The 14,662-nt window shown below is 48.4% G+C and carries 14 protein-coding genes; 12 read left to right on the forward strand and 2 right to left on the reverse strand.

Annotated elements, in window-relative coordinates; genetic code table 11:
- Positions 1-97: 97 nt before the first annotated feature.
- The 6 genes from PKO02S_RS12880 (at position 98) to PKO02S_RS12905 (ending at position 8,689) form a co-directional block, all read left to right on the forward strand.
- Positions 98-1,684: an extracellular solute-binding protein gene (locus PKO02S_RS12880; RefSeq protein WP_127583363.1), complete on the forward strand. Its 1,587-nt coding sequence runs from the start codon at positions 98-100 to the stop codon at positions 1,682-1,684.
- Positions 1,685-1,718: 34 nt separating this feature from the next.
- Positions 1,719-2,663 (forward strand): ABC transporter permease, encoded by a 945-nt coding sequence (locus tag PKO02S_RS12885; protein WP_127583365.1) that lies wholly within the window; start codon positions 1,719-1,721, stop codon positions 2,661-2,663.
- The gene (locus PKO02S_RS12890; RefSeq protein ID WP_127583367.1) at positions 2,657-3,544 is read left to right on the forward strand and encodes a carbohydrate ABC transporter permease; all 888 of its coding nucleotides are present in this window, start codon (positions 2,657-2,659) and stop codon (positions 3,542-3,544) included. The genes PKO02S_RS12885 and PKO02S_RS12890 overlap by 7 nt, the downstream gene beginning before the upstream one ends.
- Before the next feature lie 95 nt (positions 3,545-3,639).
- Positions 3,640-5,931 carry a helix-turn-helix domain-containing protein gene (locus PKO02S_RS12895; RefSeq protein ID WP_164821425.1) on the forward strand — a complete coding sequence of 764 codons (2,292 nt, stop codon included), beginning with the start codon at positions 3,640-3,642 and terminating at the stop codon, positions 5,929-5,931.
- Between the two features lie 114 nt (positions 5,932-6,045).
- Positions 6,046-7,389, forward strand: coding sequence for an amidohydrolase (locus PKO02S_RS12900; RefSeq protein WP_127583371.1), 1,344 nt, complete (start codon positions 6,046-6,048; stop codon positions 7,387-7,389).
- A gap of 7 nt (positions 7,390-7,396) precedes the next feature.
- Positions 7,397-8,689 carry a CapA family protein gene (locus tag PKO02S_RS12905; RefSeq protein WP_373865209.1) on the forward strand — a complete coding sequence of 431 codons (1,293 nt, stop codon included), beginning with the start codon at positions 7,397-7,399 and terminating at the stop codon, positions 8,687-8,689.
- Between the two features lie 42 nt (positions 8,690-8,731).
- On the opposite strand, the gene PKO02S_RS32355 is transcribed toward PKO02S_RS12905, so the two are convergent.
- On the reverse strand, positions 8,732-9,073 hold the full coding sequence (locus PKO02S_RS32355) for a hypothetical protein (protein ID WP_164821426.1): 342 nt from the start codon (positions 9,071-9,073) through the stop codon (positions 8,732-8,734).
- Positions 9,074-9,853: 780 nt separating this feature from the next.
- Complete coding sequence (locus PKO02S_RS12915) at positions 9,854-10,609, reverse strand: GNAT family N-acetyltransferase (protein ID WP_127583377.1); 756 nt, start codon at positions 10,607-10,609, stop codon at positions 9,854-9,856.
- A gap of 517 nt (positions 10,610-11,126) precedes the next feature.
- Between PKO02S_RS12915 and PKO02S_RS12920 the strand changes: the two genes are divergently transcribed.
- The 6 genes from PKO02S_RS12920 to PKO02S_RS33755 all read left to right on the forward strand — a co-directional run bounded on the left by PKO02S_RS12920 (position 11,127) and on the right by PKO02S_RS33755 (position 14,654).
- Positions 11,127-11,633 carry a hypothetical protein gene (locus tag PKO02S_RS12920; RefSeq protein WP_127583379.1) on the forward strand — a complete coding sequence of 169 codons (507 nt, stop codon included), beginning with the start codon at positions 11,127-11,129 and terminating at the stop codon, positions 11,631-11,633.
- A gap of 220 nt (positions 11,634-11,853) precedes the next feature.
- A complete protein-coding gene (locus PKO02S_RS33875) occupies positions 11,854-12,084 on the forward strand; it encodes an alpha/beta fold hydrolase (RefSeq protein ID WP_164821427.1) in 231 nt (76 codons plus the stop codon).
- A complete protein-coding gene (locus PKO02S_RS12930; RefSeq protein WP_127583381.1) occupies positions 12,075-12,500 on the forward strand; it encodes a hypothetical protein in 426 nt (141 codons plus the stop codon). The genes PKO02S_RS33875 and PKO02S_RS12930 overlap by 10 nt, the downstream gene beginning before the upstream one ends.
- Positions 12,501-12,852: 352 nt before the next feature.
- A complete protein-coding gene (locus PKO02S_RS12935; RefSeq protein WP_127583383.1) occupies positions 12,853-13,164 on the forward strand; it encodes a hypothetical protein in 312 nt (103 codons plus the stop codon).
- Positions 13,165-13,291: 127 nt separating this feature from the next.
- Positions 13,292-14,101 carry a class I SAM-dependent methyltransferase gene (locus PKO02S_RS12940; protein WP_127583385.1) on the forward strand — a complete coding sequence of 270 codons (810 nt, stop codon included), beginning with the start codon at positions 13,292-13,294 and terminating at the stop codon, positions 14,099-14,101.
- A gap of 154 nt (positions 14,102-14,255) precedes the next feature.
- Complete coding sequence (locus PKO02S_RS33755; protein WP_307720020.1) at positions 14,256-14,654, forward strand: hypothetical protein; 399 nt, start codon at positions 14,256-14,258, stop codon at positions 14,652-14,654.
- Positions 14,655-14,662: the final 8 nt, after the last annotated feature.

Genomic DNA, 14,662 nt, shown 5'->3' on the forward strand with positions numbered 1-14,662 from the left:
AAGCGGATTAGGAGTAAAGATAATTGTGACACAAGCGCCAGCTATGAGAAGTTGAAGATGCAAGTCAATAGCTCAACCAACCAAGGAGGGGTCAAGTTTGAAAAGATTGAATACGGTTACAATGTTCGCGGTAGCAACGGCTGTTCTAGTGTCGGGTTGTTCGTCGGGCAACTCAGGCAATTCAACCCAAACATCATCCTCGCCCAACTCATCGGCAAGTCCAGCCAAGACTAGGGAGAAGATATCCCTGCATTGGGTCATTCCTGGCGCTGCCAATTCGAATCTGCCCGACGAGAGCAAGGACTTCGTGCTGACGACGATCGAGCAGAAATTCAATGTGGATCTGAAGATCGAATATTTCCCCGTGGCGGACTACGTGACGAAGGTGAATACGATGTTGGCCGTAACCCCCCCGGATATGTGGCGGGATGCGACTCCAGACGGTGGACAAAAGTATGCGCTGGATGGACTGTTGGCGGACATCAGTACGATCGTTACTCCGTCCGCCATGCCGAACTATTTCAAATACTGGATGAATGAGGAGGAATTGAAGGGATACGGAACGTTGTCCGGGAAGCTGGTCCGCGCGCCTATTCCTTATCAGAAGAAAAGCGTTCGTTCCTATTTCATCCGCAAGGATTGGCTGGATAAGCTCAATATGCCGATCCCCAAAAACTACGAGGAGTATTTAGCCACGTTAAGAGCTTTTCGGAACAACGATCCCGACGGCAATGGAAAGAAGGATACCTATGGATTTTCCCTTTCGGCCGGCGGTACGAATCTCGGTACGGACTGGCCGGAATTTACCAAGAATGGGCTAAGCTTCGCCGGATTCGTGAAGGACAACAAGTACGTGGATATTACTCTGAATCCGCTGATGGAAGGCGTAATGAACGACATCATTAAGCTGAACGCCGAGGATTTGGTCGATCCGGACTGGTTCTTGAACAAGAACCCGCAGCATATCGAGAAGGCGATTCAAGGCAAAGTGGGGATCGTCCTGGGGAGCGCCGTCGACTTTGCTTTCGATAACAATCAACAAGGCATTCAATACCGGAGCAAGCAGTTGAATCCGAAAGCGGATTGGGTGCCGTTCACAATGTTCCCGGGCACACCGCTGCGCAGCGAGAATGCCCCAGGGGTGCCATTCCTGTTCGCTAAATCGATCGCGGAGAAATATCCGGAGCGCGTGCAGCGTTCGACGGAAATTCTGGATTGGTTGGCCAGCGAAGAAGGCTTCCTGCTCACGCACTACGGGGTAGCGAATACGCACTATAAACTCGAAGGCAAAAACATCAACTTGAATGTCGATGCCTTTACGAACGATATTGTGAAGCAAGGAGATTTTCTGAAAATATGGAGCTTCTTCACGCCAGAATCGCCGGAGGTATACGGATTTACTGTGGTAGATCCGAGACAAACCGACCGAGACCGGGAGCAGGCCAAATTCCTGTTGTCCTTGCCGCTGTACCCAAGCTTGGGCGTGTCTCTGATCCCACCGGTCGGATTTGAATTGGCTGACTTCCGCAAGCGGCAATACGACATGCAGATCAAGCTGGTGTTCCAAGAGAAGTCGGCCAAGAACTGGCCGCAATATCGGGAAGAGCTGATGACAAAGTATAAGGGCAACGATCTCATTAATGCCTATACGGAGCTTGTAAAGGCAGCGGGGAAAATAAAATAAAACATGCTTGCCTATCGGATAGGAGCGGGTGGACATGCTTAACGGCACTAAGGAAATGAACCGAAATTCACGCAACTCCGGTGCCTGGAATCGAATATACCGCAGTCGATGGTTTTACTTGATGCTGTTTCCAGGACTGCTGTACTACTTGATCTTTCACTATTTGCCCATGGGCGGGCTACTGATCGCCTTTCAAGACTACAATTTGGTGAAGGGAGTTTGGGGAAGCAAGTGGGTTGGCTGGGACAACTTTGAAATCATCTTCGCTTCCCCCGATTTTCTCACGATTTTCCGCAACACGATCGTCATCAGCCTCTATCGCATTGTATTTAATATGTTCCCCGATATCATCCTAGCGCTTGCGCTTAACGAGATTCGGCTGCAATGGTTCAAGCGAGTCGTGCAGACGGTCACCTACGGTCCGCATTTTTTGTCCTGGGTGATCGTGTACGGGCTGGCCTTCTCCTTCCTCGCTCCTGAATCCGGGCTGCTGAGCACTTGGGTGCGGGACATGGGATGGGGACAGCTGCAGGTACTGACGGACAATCGGTTATTCCGGCCTCTCATTATTTTGACGGAGATGTGGAAGAACACGGGGTACGGAGCGATCATTTATTTGGCGGCGCTAGCTTCCATCAATCAAGAGCTGTATGAAGCGGCCGTCATAGATGGAGCGGGAAGATGGCGAAGACTGTGGCACATTACGCTGCCCGGCATCCGTGAAGTGTTCGTGCTGCTGCTAATTATTCGGATCGGCCATATTATGGATGCCGGCTTCGATCAGATCTACGTGTTCCTCAATGCGAGGGTATACGAATCCGGCGATATTATCGATACATGGGTATTCCGAAGGGGGCTGGAGAGCCTCGAATTCAGTATTGGAGCGGCGACAGGCTTGTTCAAATCCGTGATCGGCTTCGTCCTGGTGCTCGGTGCCAATCGCATCGCCAAGAAAGTAGGGGGCTCCGGCATATGGTGAATTTCGATAGAACGCCCATGGATCGCCTTGTAGACGGTCTGATCTATTTTTCCCTTGGCCTATTCGCGCTTATGACCTTGTTTCCGCTCTACTACGTATTCGTCGTTTCCATTACGCCTTACACGGAAGTGGTTCGCCACGGAGGCTTCGTCATTTTCCCCAGCCAATGGACTTGGTCGGCGTATGAGGAAATATTGTCGAGTCAGCGCATCCCTAGAGCGCTCGGTGTCACGGTGTTGGTAACTACGGTAGGCACCTTGATGAACTTGGTTTTTACTATGCTTGTGGCTTACCCGTTATCCAAAAAGTTCGTTCCGGGACGCAACGGGTTTCTCATAGCCATCGTATTTACGATGTTGTTCAGCGGCGGCATTATTCCGACCTATCTTATTGTGAGAGCGGTGGGGCTGTACGATTCCTTCTGGGCTTTGATCATCCCGAGCCTCGTTTCGACGTTTTATATGCTGATCATGAAAACGTATTTCGAGAATCTACCCAGTGAACTGGAGGATGCGGCGAAGGTGGACGGCTGCGGGGATGTGTCGACCCTCTTCCGACTCGTTCTTCCCTTATCGGCGCCAATCGTAGCCACCCTTGGGCTCTTTTACGGAGTAGGGCATTGGAACAGCTTTTTCCCGGCGATTATGTATTTGTCCGACCGTAACTGGCACCCGATCCAAGTCGTGCTGCGCAATATGATTCAATCCCCGAATGTGAGCCAGGAGTTAATGTCTACGGACATTGCGAGCCTCACCCAATTGCCGCCGGAAACGGTCAAGATGGCGACGGTCGTGTTGGCCATTATCCCTATCATCCTGATTTATCCCTTTCTGCAAAAATACTTCGTGAAGGGGATGCTGATCGGATCCGTCAAAGGGTAAAGGCAGCGTGAGGAAAAGCACCGAGGGGAAACGCTAACATCGTCCGCGATTTCTATTGTATGATAAAGGCAACTGATCAAAATGGGGTGCCACTCTTGAAGACTTGGCGGACAATCCTAAGCTCCCTTCATTTGACGTTCAAACGTAGATTGCTGCTGTATTCGTTGCTATTAAGCGCCGTTCCCGTGCTGATGATCGGTCTATTGTCTTCCTGGATTACTTCCAGCGTCGTGCAAGAAGAATCGGACCGCAGCCAGCAGACGATTCTGAAGCAGCTCACCTTTCAAGTCGACGATTTTCTCCTGGATCTCGAGAACACCTCGGTTCGGCTGGCGAATGATCAAACGATCAAGAAGTCGCTGGAGGCCGGCATCTTCCAGAATCAATTGCCGATTACGATGGAGATGATGGATCTGCTGCTGAACGCGATCTCCAATACGAGCTTCGGACTCGATATATCGCTCTATTACAACCAATACAGCCAAATCTACTCTTCGCGCAACGGGATTATCCGGACTGTGGAATATCCCTATACGGACATTATTCGTCAAGCCAATCAATTGCGCTACGGATCGGTCGTCATCCCCCCGAATACGTATTCGGAGATGAAGGAGATGCTGCTGGTCCGAGCGATTCCCCTGAATAGCAGCAATCCGTTAGGTTTCCTGATCATGCATCTCGATACGTTGAAGATGAAGCGCTACTTGGACCGGATCAGCATGGAAGGCGGGCGCAAAGTGTTCATCGTGGACGATCAGGGGACGATCTTGTCCAGTCAGAACAATGTCGAGCCCGGATCCAAGCTATCGCCGCCCGAACTGCTGTCTTCCATCGAAGAGAGAGCGGGCAGCGCGGACGTGACCGTGACATTCGATCAGCAAGAATATCAGGTGGCCTCCCTGCGGTCGAATGTGAAAAATTGGACCTTTGTCGCTATGACGCCTACGGATGAGCTTGAAGCGGCTTCCAATAAAGTGCTGCTGCTGACATGGTCGTTCGTCTGCTGCTTGCTGCTTGCCAGTGTCGGGGCTTCCATCATCGGATTCCGCAAAGTGTATCGGCCTATCCAGACGCTTGCCAGTAAGTTCGACCTCAATCCGCGAGGCGATGATGAGCTTCAGCAAATCGATGCTTCCCTGGTGAAAATGACGGACCGCAACTCGCAGCTGTTGACGAAATTGCATGAGCAGTTGCCTTATCTCAAGGACAGCTTGTTCTTGCAGCTATTGAGGGGGGAAGTGACTTCCCGCGAGATCGAGATGCTGCAGCTCGAGCATAAATTCCCGAGCGATCACAGCTGCTTCTCCGTCGTAGTGATGGAGATCCGACAGTCGGCTTATGAAAGATCGACCTACAAGGAGGAGGACCGCGTGTCTCTCTTGTATGCGATGCGAAGCGTGATTGATGAATTTCTGCAGCCGCTCCAGGGGTTGTACGCCTCCGTCGTGCCGAAGTCGAGGCAAATTGTCGTGTTGGTTCAAACCGAGGAGCCGGGGCAGGGAGAATTGGCTCGCCTTACCGCCGTTGGAGAACAAATCCGCGAGCGATTGGCCGGGCTGAACGTGGAGACTGGCATCGCCATCAGCAGCTCGAGGCCGTCTTATGCCACCATTGCGGAATCTTACGATGAAGCGATCCGGTTCACCGATTACTTGTGGGTGCTGGGGAGCCACTCGATCGTTCACGCGGAATCGCTCAAGCATTCGGACAAGCAACCTATACACAAGCTGGCGAAGCGGAAGAAGGCGATTCTGAACAGTCTGAGTCAGAATAAGCTGGATGAGGCCCGAGAGGAGCTGAACGCCATTATGGCCGAGCTGCCTGCCTCCATTCATCAATCGGAAGCGATTATGGGTTTGTTTTCCCTGTTGATCGGGGAGATCGGGCTGCTGACCAAGGAGCGGGGCTTCGACCTCGACAACATGTTCGAATACGACGTGTTGGACTATTTGTTCGGGTTGTCCTCCCTTGAGGAGGTGCATAGCTGGATTGCCGAGGAAGTGTTCCCCAAGGTAGGCAACTGCCTGGACCAGCAGTACATCGAGCACTCGGAGAAGCTCATCCCGCAAGTCCTGCACTACATCCAGAACAACTTCGACTCCGACCTCTCTTTGCAAAATCTGTCCGGCCTGTTCGGCGTATCCGCTTCTACATTGAGCCGGCTCTTCAAGGAAGAGACGGATACCAACTATTTGGAATTCATCATTGCTTATCGGATGGATCGGGCCCAAGTCTGGCTCTCGACGACGGACATGCCTATCAAGGACATCGCGGATCGCCTGCACTATACGAGCGTGCAAAATTTCACGCGGATCTTCAAGCAGGTGACGGGGACGACGCCGGGTAGCTATCGGAAACATAAGCGTAGTCAGGAACAAACACCATAGGGGGTTCTTTTATGCGGTTATTCGTCTTGCTGGGTCAATCGAATATGGCGGGTACAGGGGAGACGGATGGCGGAAGCTTGGTTGGCGCACTGATCCTCGGGGGTGATTGTTCCCATGGACCAAGAGGCGTATGACCAATGGCTTTCGGATATGGTTGCCATACGAAGAGCCATCCATAGTTACCCGGAGCCAGGCTGGATGGAGTACAGGGCCGCTGCGTTCGTGGCGGAGCGGTTGACCCAACTCGGATTCGAAGTGGTGACAGGTCGCCAAGCCTGCCTCTCGGAAGCCAGGATGGGTGTTCCCCATGCCGATGAAATAAGCTTGCATGAGGAGATGGCGCTGAATGAAGGCGTCAATCCGTATTGGCTCGAACAGATGAGAGGCGGACATACGGCGGTCGTCGGGATCATTCGCGGCTCGAAGCCTGGCCCCATTGTCGCACTCCGATTCGATATGGACTGTGTTGAAGTTGGCGAAAGCCAGGATCCGGCTCATGCTCCGGTCAAGATGGGCTACCGTTCGCGAAGACAAGGCCTGATGCACGCCTGTGGCCATGATGGTCACATCGCGATAGGGGTTGGTACGGCTGTACAAATCGCGGAGCGAATCGAGGAGCTTACCGGGGAGATACGGCTGCTGTTTCAGCCTGCCGAGGAAGGGTGCCGCGGAGCCAAAGCGATGATTGAGGCCGGCTGGCTCGATGACGTCGATTATTTTTTTGGCGGGCATATCGGACTCAAGAGTAGAACGCTCGGTGAGGTTGTCGCTTCGTCTAGCGGGTTCCTATCGACTACCAAGCTCGACGTTGTATTCCGCGGCAAAGCCGCTCATGCCGGGGAATCGCCCGAGCTGGGACGGAATGCTCTTCTTGCTGCGTGTTCCGCCTCCTTGCACCTACATAGCATCAGCCGCCACAGTGGAGGGGCGACGCGAATTCATGTCGGCCAATTGGTAGCCGGAACGGGACGGAATGTAATAGCGGAAGAAGCTCATATGAAGCTGGAAACACGCGGCGTGACGGAAGAGCTTAACGCCTTTATGCTTACGGAAGCCGTGCGCATACTCGAGGGGACTGCGAACGTGTATGGCGTCGTGTGCCAGCGGGAAATGGTGGGTAGCGGAGTTTCGGCGGAGGCAGACACGGCTCTTATTCCATGGATACAAAGGGAATGCGAACGAATAAACCGCATCCATACCGTGATACCTACCCTGGCGATGGGAGTCTCAGAGGATGCCTCCCTCATGCTCAGGAAAGTGAAAGAGCGAGGCGGGAAAGCCGCATATTTGATGTTCGGCAGCCCGTTAACGCAAGGGCACCATCAGCCGTGTTTTGATTTCGACGAAGAGGTGCTGGGTATTGCAGCGGAGTTGCTGATCCAGCTTGTATTCGCTTGCCCGGAATGGACAGTTGACAAGGAAGATCTGATTCGGACGACGGACGGAGACGGGGGTTGAGATGGGAGTGAGTCGGATAAGCCTAGCCGCGACAGGAGACAGCTTCATTACCCGTCGGCTGCCGGCTGGGGATGATTCGTTTCGCCAGGTGGCTAGTATTATTGGGAAAGCGGATGTTCGTTTTACGAATTTGGAGGTTACGGTTCATCGAATGGAAGGACCCCCCTCAGCGCAAAGCGGAGGTACTTGGGCGGTAGCCGATCCATGGGTGCTCGATGATCTGAAGATGTATGGCTTCAATGCGCTGGCTTGGGCGAATAATCATTCCATGGATTATTCGTATGGCGGGCTTGAAGCGACCTCGCGATATTTGGATCGTTATGATTGGGTGCATGCTGGCGTCGGACGAAATCTGGCGGAAGCCGGAGCGATCAAGTATATAGAGGTCCGCGGCGCCCGAATCGCTTTACTTGCAGCTACATCGACTTTCCACGAATCATGGCGCGCCGGGGAGCAAAGGCCCGACGTACCGGGAAGACCCGGCGTCAATCCGCTTCGTTTCTCCACGGTGTACCGGGTTTCTGCAGAGAGACTAGAGCAGTTGAAAGCCATAGCGGCAGAAACCGGTATTAACGACGAACGGGATTTGTTGGCCAAAGAGGGCTTCGTCACGAAAGACTCGGCTGCGCTTGAATTTGGCCATCATCGTTTCGAGGAGGGCGCTGGCGAGGGGATGGTTACGAAACCGGACTCTTCGGATCTGTCCCGTCTCCTCCGCACCGTCCAGGAGGCAAGAAGGCAGGCCGACTATGTGTTTGTGAGCATTCATTCGCATGAGATGAGAGATGGACGTAAAGATCTCCCCGCTCAATTTTTGACGGAGTTCTCTAGGGCTTGCATCGATGAAGGGGCACATGCCGTAATGGGTCATGGACCGCACATCATTCGCGGCGTGGAGTTGTATAAGGGGAAGCCCATTTTGTACAGTCTAGGCAATTTTATTTTCCAAAATGACGCTGTAACTCGGCTGCCGGCTGACTATTATGAAAAGTATGGCCTCGGTCACGAACACAATACAGCGGATGCGCTGGATGCCCGGAGCGCCAACAATACTCGTGGCTTGGGCGTCAATCCGGATGTATGGTCGTCCGTTATTGCAGAGCTGTCATTCGGTGACGGGATGCTGACACAAATGACGTTCCATCCCATTGAGCTCGGCTTTGGGGAGCCCCGTTACCGGAGAGGATGGCCCCGGTTGACGGACGACACCCAGGTGCTGTACAAGCTGCAGAAGCTGAGCCGGGAGCTGGGGATGGAGTTGACGATTGAAGGAGCTCAAGCCTGTTGGAAGGCGCAATAGTTCAATAAGGCATGAGGCCTCCTTTTCAACAAGAGTCGTAAATCAAGGTGATTGATTTTTTCGAGATAAGCCAAGAAGATTTGGAGGCACCCACAGCTCGCGGCGTTTTGCAGTGAAAACTCGCTCTTGATTTTGCTGACGGGTGTGGTAGACTTCACCGACCTGCAAGCGATTGGCAATAAAACGGGAATATCTTTGCTCAGCACAACCGGTACTTTGCCGCAAACCCGCAGGAGGGAAGCGACCTGATCCAACAAATTCGCAGACAATTCCTGGAGCGTGAAAGAGGAGGTGTTGGAGGCGACGATGGCTTCCAGTTGAATGAGAGCTTCCAGCTATCCCAAGCCCCATCGTTCCGGCACCCAGCACCGTAATGTTCATCATCCTCTAATGCCTCTCTGTCGATCTATAGCATTTATTCGATATATCTATATATACAAATCTCATTTTGTTCATCCGATACTCGGTGCAAATCGTGATCTGCATTTGATGCCTCTTTGTTATTGGATCACATTCAACACCGTTACCAGAATGATGTAACCGTGCCAAACAGGGACCGTTTGCTTGAAATTACAGCGGAAGTATTGGCGAAGAAAGCGGAAACGTGGGTACGAAGCTTATGGCAGGATTATGATGAGACCTATCAAATCCAGTTGTCCGTTGCAGCGGCGAGGTGCCTTCCTACTGATGAGGGGTTTCGGCTCGTCATAGAATGCTTAACAACAGTTGAAGAGAAAAGCTTACCGAAAACTTCCTTTGCATGCTTGCACCGCTTTCGCTCGCAGAATGTCCTGAACTGGATGGAGGAACATGTAAAGGGTTTCCATGATCAATGGGAGAGAGTAAAAAAATGGATACAACATGGAAGACCATTAAGCTTAGTTGCTCTCAACGTAATGGCAAATTGTAGAGTAGACGGAAATGATCCTTACCTTGTACCTTGGCCACTAAAGCGATGTGTCGTTAAGCTAACGGGCAGTTAAACGCAACAATTGAATCCTTTAACCGTCTATATATAGTAATAAGCGATGCGACTGCGAACATGAACTAAGGATAGCCTTATTCACGACTGTTATTGCGTATAAGTCAATGGTCCCGCAACCACGATTTAGGCTGCGGGACTTTATGTCTTAGTAATGGGAAACTATTGTATCACCCTTTATCTTAAAACTGCTGTTCAAGTCCTTCAAAATTGCATCGCCAATCGGACACCCATGCGGGGAAGTAACCTATTCGGTTGGCAACCCTCAGTGAAGCAATGTGACTGGAGATTGCATCATAAGTCGGCACCTCTCCACGTTCCAATATTTCAAAAGTCAATCTGTTTACAAGAAAACTGGCCAGTCCCCTATTCCGATATTCGGGTAATATTTCATCGCCGATTTGCCACATTTTCGCACAGGTTTTGCTGGCACCCGCCATACCGACAATTTCCCCGTCTTTCTTTGCAACCATAATCAGATCGGTCTGCCAAGGAAGATTCGGATCATAAATGACTGCTTCTCGAAATTTTGGACCTACAGTATCCGCAAATAATTGGTAGACTTCTTCCCGCCCCATCCATTCAAACGTAAAGAGGTCCGGCGGCGACATCGGTTTTATTTTTGTTACATCAGGCAGAAAATGCAAGTAAAGCCCCCTGATGAACGGCAAGGAAAATACGGCATCCCTGCTTTTACCCTGCATCTGCGATTGGGCAATGGCCAAGCGTTCGGGGGTTGCCGAAACGACAATCGATTTTCCCATAGACAGGATTTCGAAATATCGCTCTTTTCTTGGAAACAGTCTGCGTCCGGGATTTTCCTTGGCATCCACAAAAACAATACTGTCCTTTTCGCCGTTCAAATCCTCGACTGAGCAATTCAGGTCAGTGGCAAGTTGGGATTGCACAATAGACAACACATCTTCTTTTGTAATCATTCAGGTCTTCACCCTTTGTATGTTAAAATGTTGCGCCGCGGTCGCATAAATAACATACAATTTCAGATGAAAAAGATATAGACTTATGTTTATTTTCTTTATAAAATAGTATGTATCTGTGACTTTTTTAGGTGTTGGATTTCATAGGGGCAACCAGTGAATCGGCGTATCCGTGCGCCGTTTTTTTTGTTTGTTAACGCCTAAGTTCCGGACCTCTAGGCCATGTTCGCCAAGTTCTCCTGCTTCGTAACTTTGGTTCCCTCTTTCTAAATGATGTGCCGGATGACAAGAACATGTACCGATAAGTAACCGCCCATTTGGCGGTTTTTGTGCGGTATGGGAACAAGCTTGTCATTTGCTTTTGACAAGAACTTGTACCTATTGCCGATCTGTGACAAGAACTTGTACCTTTTGCCGGCTAAAGCGACGGTGTTAAGCTAACGGTCAGGATAGTGCAACAATAATTTCCATATTGCGTCTATACTTTCGACTGCACAAACTGGAGTGAGGTGATAGTTTGAATAAAAAAAACTTAGCTGTTGTTTTAATTATTTGTATTATAGTCAGTTTGAGTGTACAACGCCCTAATACGGCGTATGCATGTAGTTGCGGCAATCTAGGCATCGAGGAAAGATTTGAACTATCTAGTGTCGTATTCACAGGTACGTTAATTAGCAAAGATAAAGATGGCGGGAACATTTTTAGTGCGGATAAGGTTTGGAAGGGCAATCTCACAGATGGTTATGTATATAGTGGGTTCTATGGTATGTGTGGGACAGAATTTGAAGTAGGAAAAAATTATCTAGTTTATACAGAAAATCTTAAAGGTAAAGAATCCACCAGTCTTTGTAGCGGCAATAAACTGATTACTGAGGCAAGCAAAGATATTCACGCTCTCAACCAATTAACAGAACCCGCGTGGAAAAATAAATCATTACTGATTATTACTTTTGTTTTCTCAATAGCAATCTTAATAATATGGAGAGTTAAATTGAGGTTCAAAAATAAACGTCCCTTACGCTAGCGGGAAACGATAGTTGAATCTCTATAAAGTGGCAACTGGACAAACGATCGGCTAATGTTGTTCGTTGAAGTAACGGGCAAAAGAACTCAAAGGATTTGAATTTCTAGAGGAATATATTTAATAATAGCCGTAAATTGTGAGGGATTAGATGGATGGAATAGTTTCAAAAATAAATGGTGTATCAATCTGACATATAACACAAGGGCAGGGAATTCTTAAGGTGCTCTTACACGGAGGACCAGGGGCATATGACTATTTAGAGCCTGTCGCTAATATGTTAGATAATCGTTACAAAGTAATACGGTATGAGCAGCGAGGGAGTTGGAGGTCTGAGAAAAAAGGACCCTATGATGTTAAAACCTTTATTGATGATTTAGAACATTTAAGGCTCCATTTAGGTATAGACAATGGATTGTGTGCGGACATTCTTGGAGGGCATCATTGGGACTAGCTTATACTGCCAGATATAATAGTCAGGTTAAAGCATTAATTTATATATCGGGGACTGGAATAAACCCCGCATGGCATATCGATTATCGTGTTAATCGACTTGAAAATATGAGCATTGATGAAAGAGAAGAGTATACTCAATTGCGCTCAATCGTGAACAAAATGAGTGGTATAGAAGAAGAACATACCCGAAACCGAATACGTGAACTCAGTTTGAGGGCAGATTTATTTAACAAAAATAATTTTTCTATGCTTCCACGGGTGGATGGTCAATTTGTAAACAATGAAGTCAATCAAAAAGTTGACTGCAATGAGTATATGGAAAATGATGAGTTTATGAATGAGGTCACTTCCTCAATTACTGCTCCTGTGCTCTTAGTTCATGGTGAAGTAGACCCTCGACCACATACTATGTGAAGCCCTAATGCTTCCAAATCTAAAAATAAATGAAATCAGTGAATCCTGTGGTTTTTAATAGGATACTTACTTTATTAAGCAATTTACAAAAAAATGAATGTCTCACCCTCAGAATATAGACAAAACTTTTGGAATCACCGAAAAGGATAAGAATGCGGCATTATATATAGATTCAATATTCCTCTCTATTCTTTATCAAGGAAGTCTTCTTGGATGATATCGCCATCTGAGCTGTATTCGTACTGTGCAGTCAAGGTACTGCGAGAGCCAGTGAAGAGTGTTGGAAGTTAATAGCATACGTTATAATAATGCATATTTGCATAGTTGATACGGTGGGAGAGTTAATAAAATTATGAAGACAATAGGAAAAGTGAGGATATATTTCCTGACAGCCGAAGAAGGCGGTCAAAATATTATTCCAGTTGGAAACTTCTCAGTACCGATAATCTTTGAAGAAGATAGGGGGTTAATATATGGCTTGTGGAGTGCAGTAATTGAATTTCATAAAACTCCAAATACTCAAAGAGATACAACTGCAAACTTGTATTTAGCTTTTTATGAGAAAGATGAGGCACCGAATCATTTAATCAAACCTGGAATGAAATTTGAATTAATGACAAATAAAGTGATAGCCAGAGGAATAATAGAAAATTTAATAAATTGAAATCGTTGTCAAGAGTGTAGGAAATTAATAACATTTGTGAATAATCGTCTGCTAATAGACTTTGATTTAGGTTGATCGCGATCATTAGGCGTTGGGATTCATATTTTTCTTTGAGGATGGTGCTTGCATGGATAAAAATTCTGTTTCTAGAACAAACGTAATAGGCGGCAGCGAGGTTGTCGCGATCTCGGTCGAGCTGGATAAGGGTGTCATTCATGAAACGAACAGCTTATTTTGGGATACCAAAGGAAATGAAGTTTTAGGAGCAACCTCGCTTCCCCATTATGGGGCATTTGTCTCAGAAGAGAATTGCAAGCTTTTTGGCGATGTCTCAGGAAAAAAACTGCTGGAAATTGGATGTGGAAGCGGTCATTCCTTGCAATATTTGGGGGAACGCCGAGCATCTGAATTGTGGGGGATGGATATATCGGAAAACCAAATCGAAAAGACAAAGCAACATCTGACGGAGTGCGGTCTTTCAGCAAAATTAATCTGTTCTCCCATGGAAGAGGAATGCGGCATACCGGAGAATTATTTTGACTTTGTTTATTCAGTTTATGCAATAGGCTGGACAACCGACCTGGAGGGCACTTTTCGCCGCATTGCTGCCTACCTCAAAAAAGACGGCGCTTTTATTTTCAGCTGGTCCCACCCTATACACAAATGCGTTGTGGAAGAAAAGGATACGTTTGTTTTTAAAAAATGTTATTTCGATGAATCCTGGTATTCGACATCTCTTGGCGGAAGTACGCTAACACTATCGGACCGCACACTATCAACCTATGTGAATGCGTTGGCAAAGGCGGGCTTTCTGATTGAGCACATGATCGAGCAATCGGATGAGGAGATTATCCAGTCGTGGGGGAACAGCAGCAAATTTGCAAAGAAGGCAAAGATGCTTCCTGTAACTTTTGTAATTAAAGCAAGAAAACTATAGGATCCGATATCATCATCAAGATTTATTTATCTACCAAGAGGTAGATCCCAAGGGAGGACTAACAAGATAAAAGCAAAAGACGGAATCGTATGACTCTGACGCCGCGTTCGGAGGACGGGTATACAAAATTCGTCATGATGCATCAGGCGTACGGTTGACCTTTATCAAAGCCTTAAGCGGTACGTTAAAGGTTCGCGATGAATCGACCTATCTCCACAATGGAGAAGAAATACGTGAAAAGGTGACAAGGCTCCTTCTGGTTAATGGGAGTAAATTGACACCAGTCGAGCATGCGACAGCAGGTGGCTTTGAACTTTCGCGATTTCTCACCCCACCAACTATATCCGATCACCGCACTGCACCTGTAAATGCCCTCGGTTATCTACGCGTCATGTTCACCGTTGAAGACATTGACGAAATGGTAGCCAGACTCACTAAGCATGGGGCTCAGCTCGTTGGCGAAGTGGTTCAGTACGGGGACTCGTATCGGCTCTGCTACATTCGTGGAACTGAAGGACTTCTAATTGGGTTGGCAGAACAACTCGGTAAATAGGTGATTGG

Origin of the sequence: Paenibacillus koleovorans NBRC 103111, assembly GCF_004000845.1 — a bacterium.
GTDB lineage: Bacteria > Bacillota > Bacilli > Paenibacillales > NBRC-103111 > Paenibacillus_AA > Paenibacillus_AA koleovorans.

Excerpts from the sequence above, each read along its gene's own strand:
- PKO02S_RS12900 (WP_127583371.1), top strand. The coding sequence starts at position 6,046 with ATGGACCAAGAGGCGTATGACCAATGGCTTTCGGATATGGTTGCCATA.
- PKO02S_RS12940 (WP_127583385.1), top strand. The coding sequence starts at position 13,292 with ATGGATAAAAATTCTGTTTCTAGAACAAACGTAATAGGCGGCAGCGAG.
- PKO02S_RS12885 (WP_127583365.1), top strand. The coding sequence starts at position 1,719 with ATGCTTAACGGCACTAAGGAAATGAACCGAAATTCACGCAACTCCGGT.
- PKO02S_RS12890 (WP_127583367.1), top strand. The coding sequence starts at position 2,657 with ATGGTGAATTTCGATAGAACGCCCATGGATCGCCTTGTAGACGGTCTG.
- PKO02S_RS32355 (WP_164821426.1), bottom strand. The coding sequence starts at position 9,073 with ATGATGAACATTACGGTGCTGGGTGCCGGAACGATGGGGCTTGGGATA.
- PKO02S_RS12915 (WP_127583377.1), bottom strand. The coding sequence starts at position 10,609 with ATGATTACAAAAGAAGATGTGTTGTCTATTGTGCAATCCCAACTTGCC.
- PKO02S_RS12935 (WP_127583383.1), top strand. The coding sequence starts at position 12,853 with ATGAAGACAATAGGAAAAGTGAGGATATATTTCCTGACAGCCGAAGAA.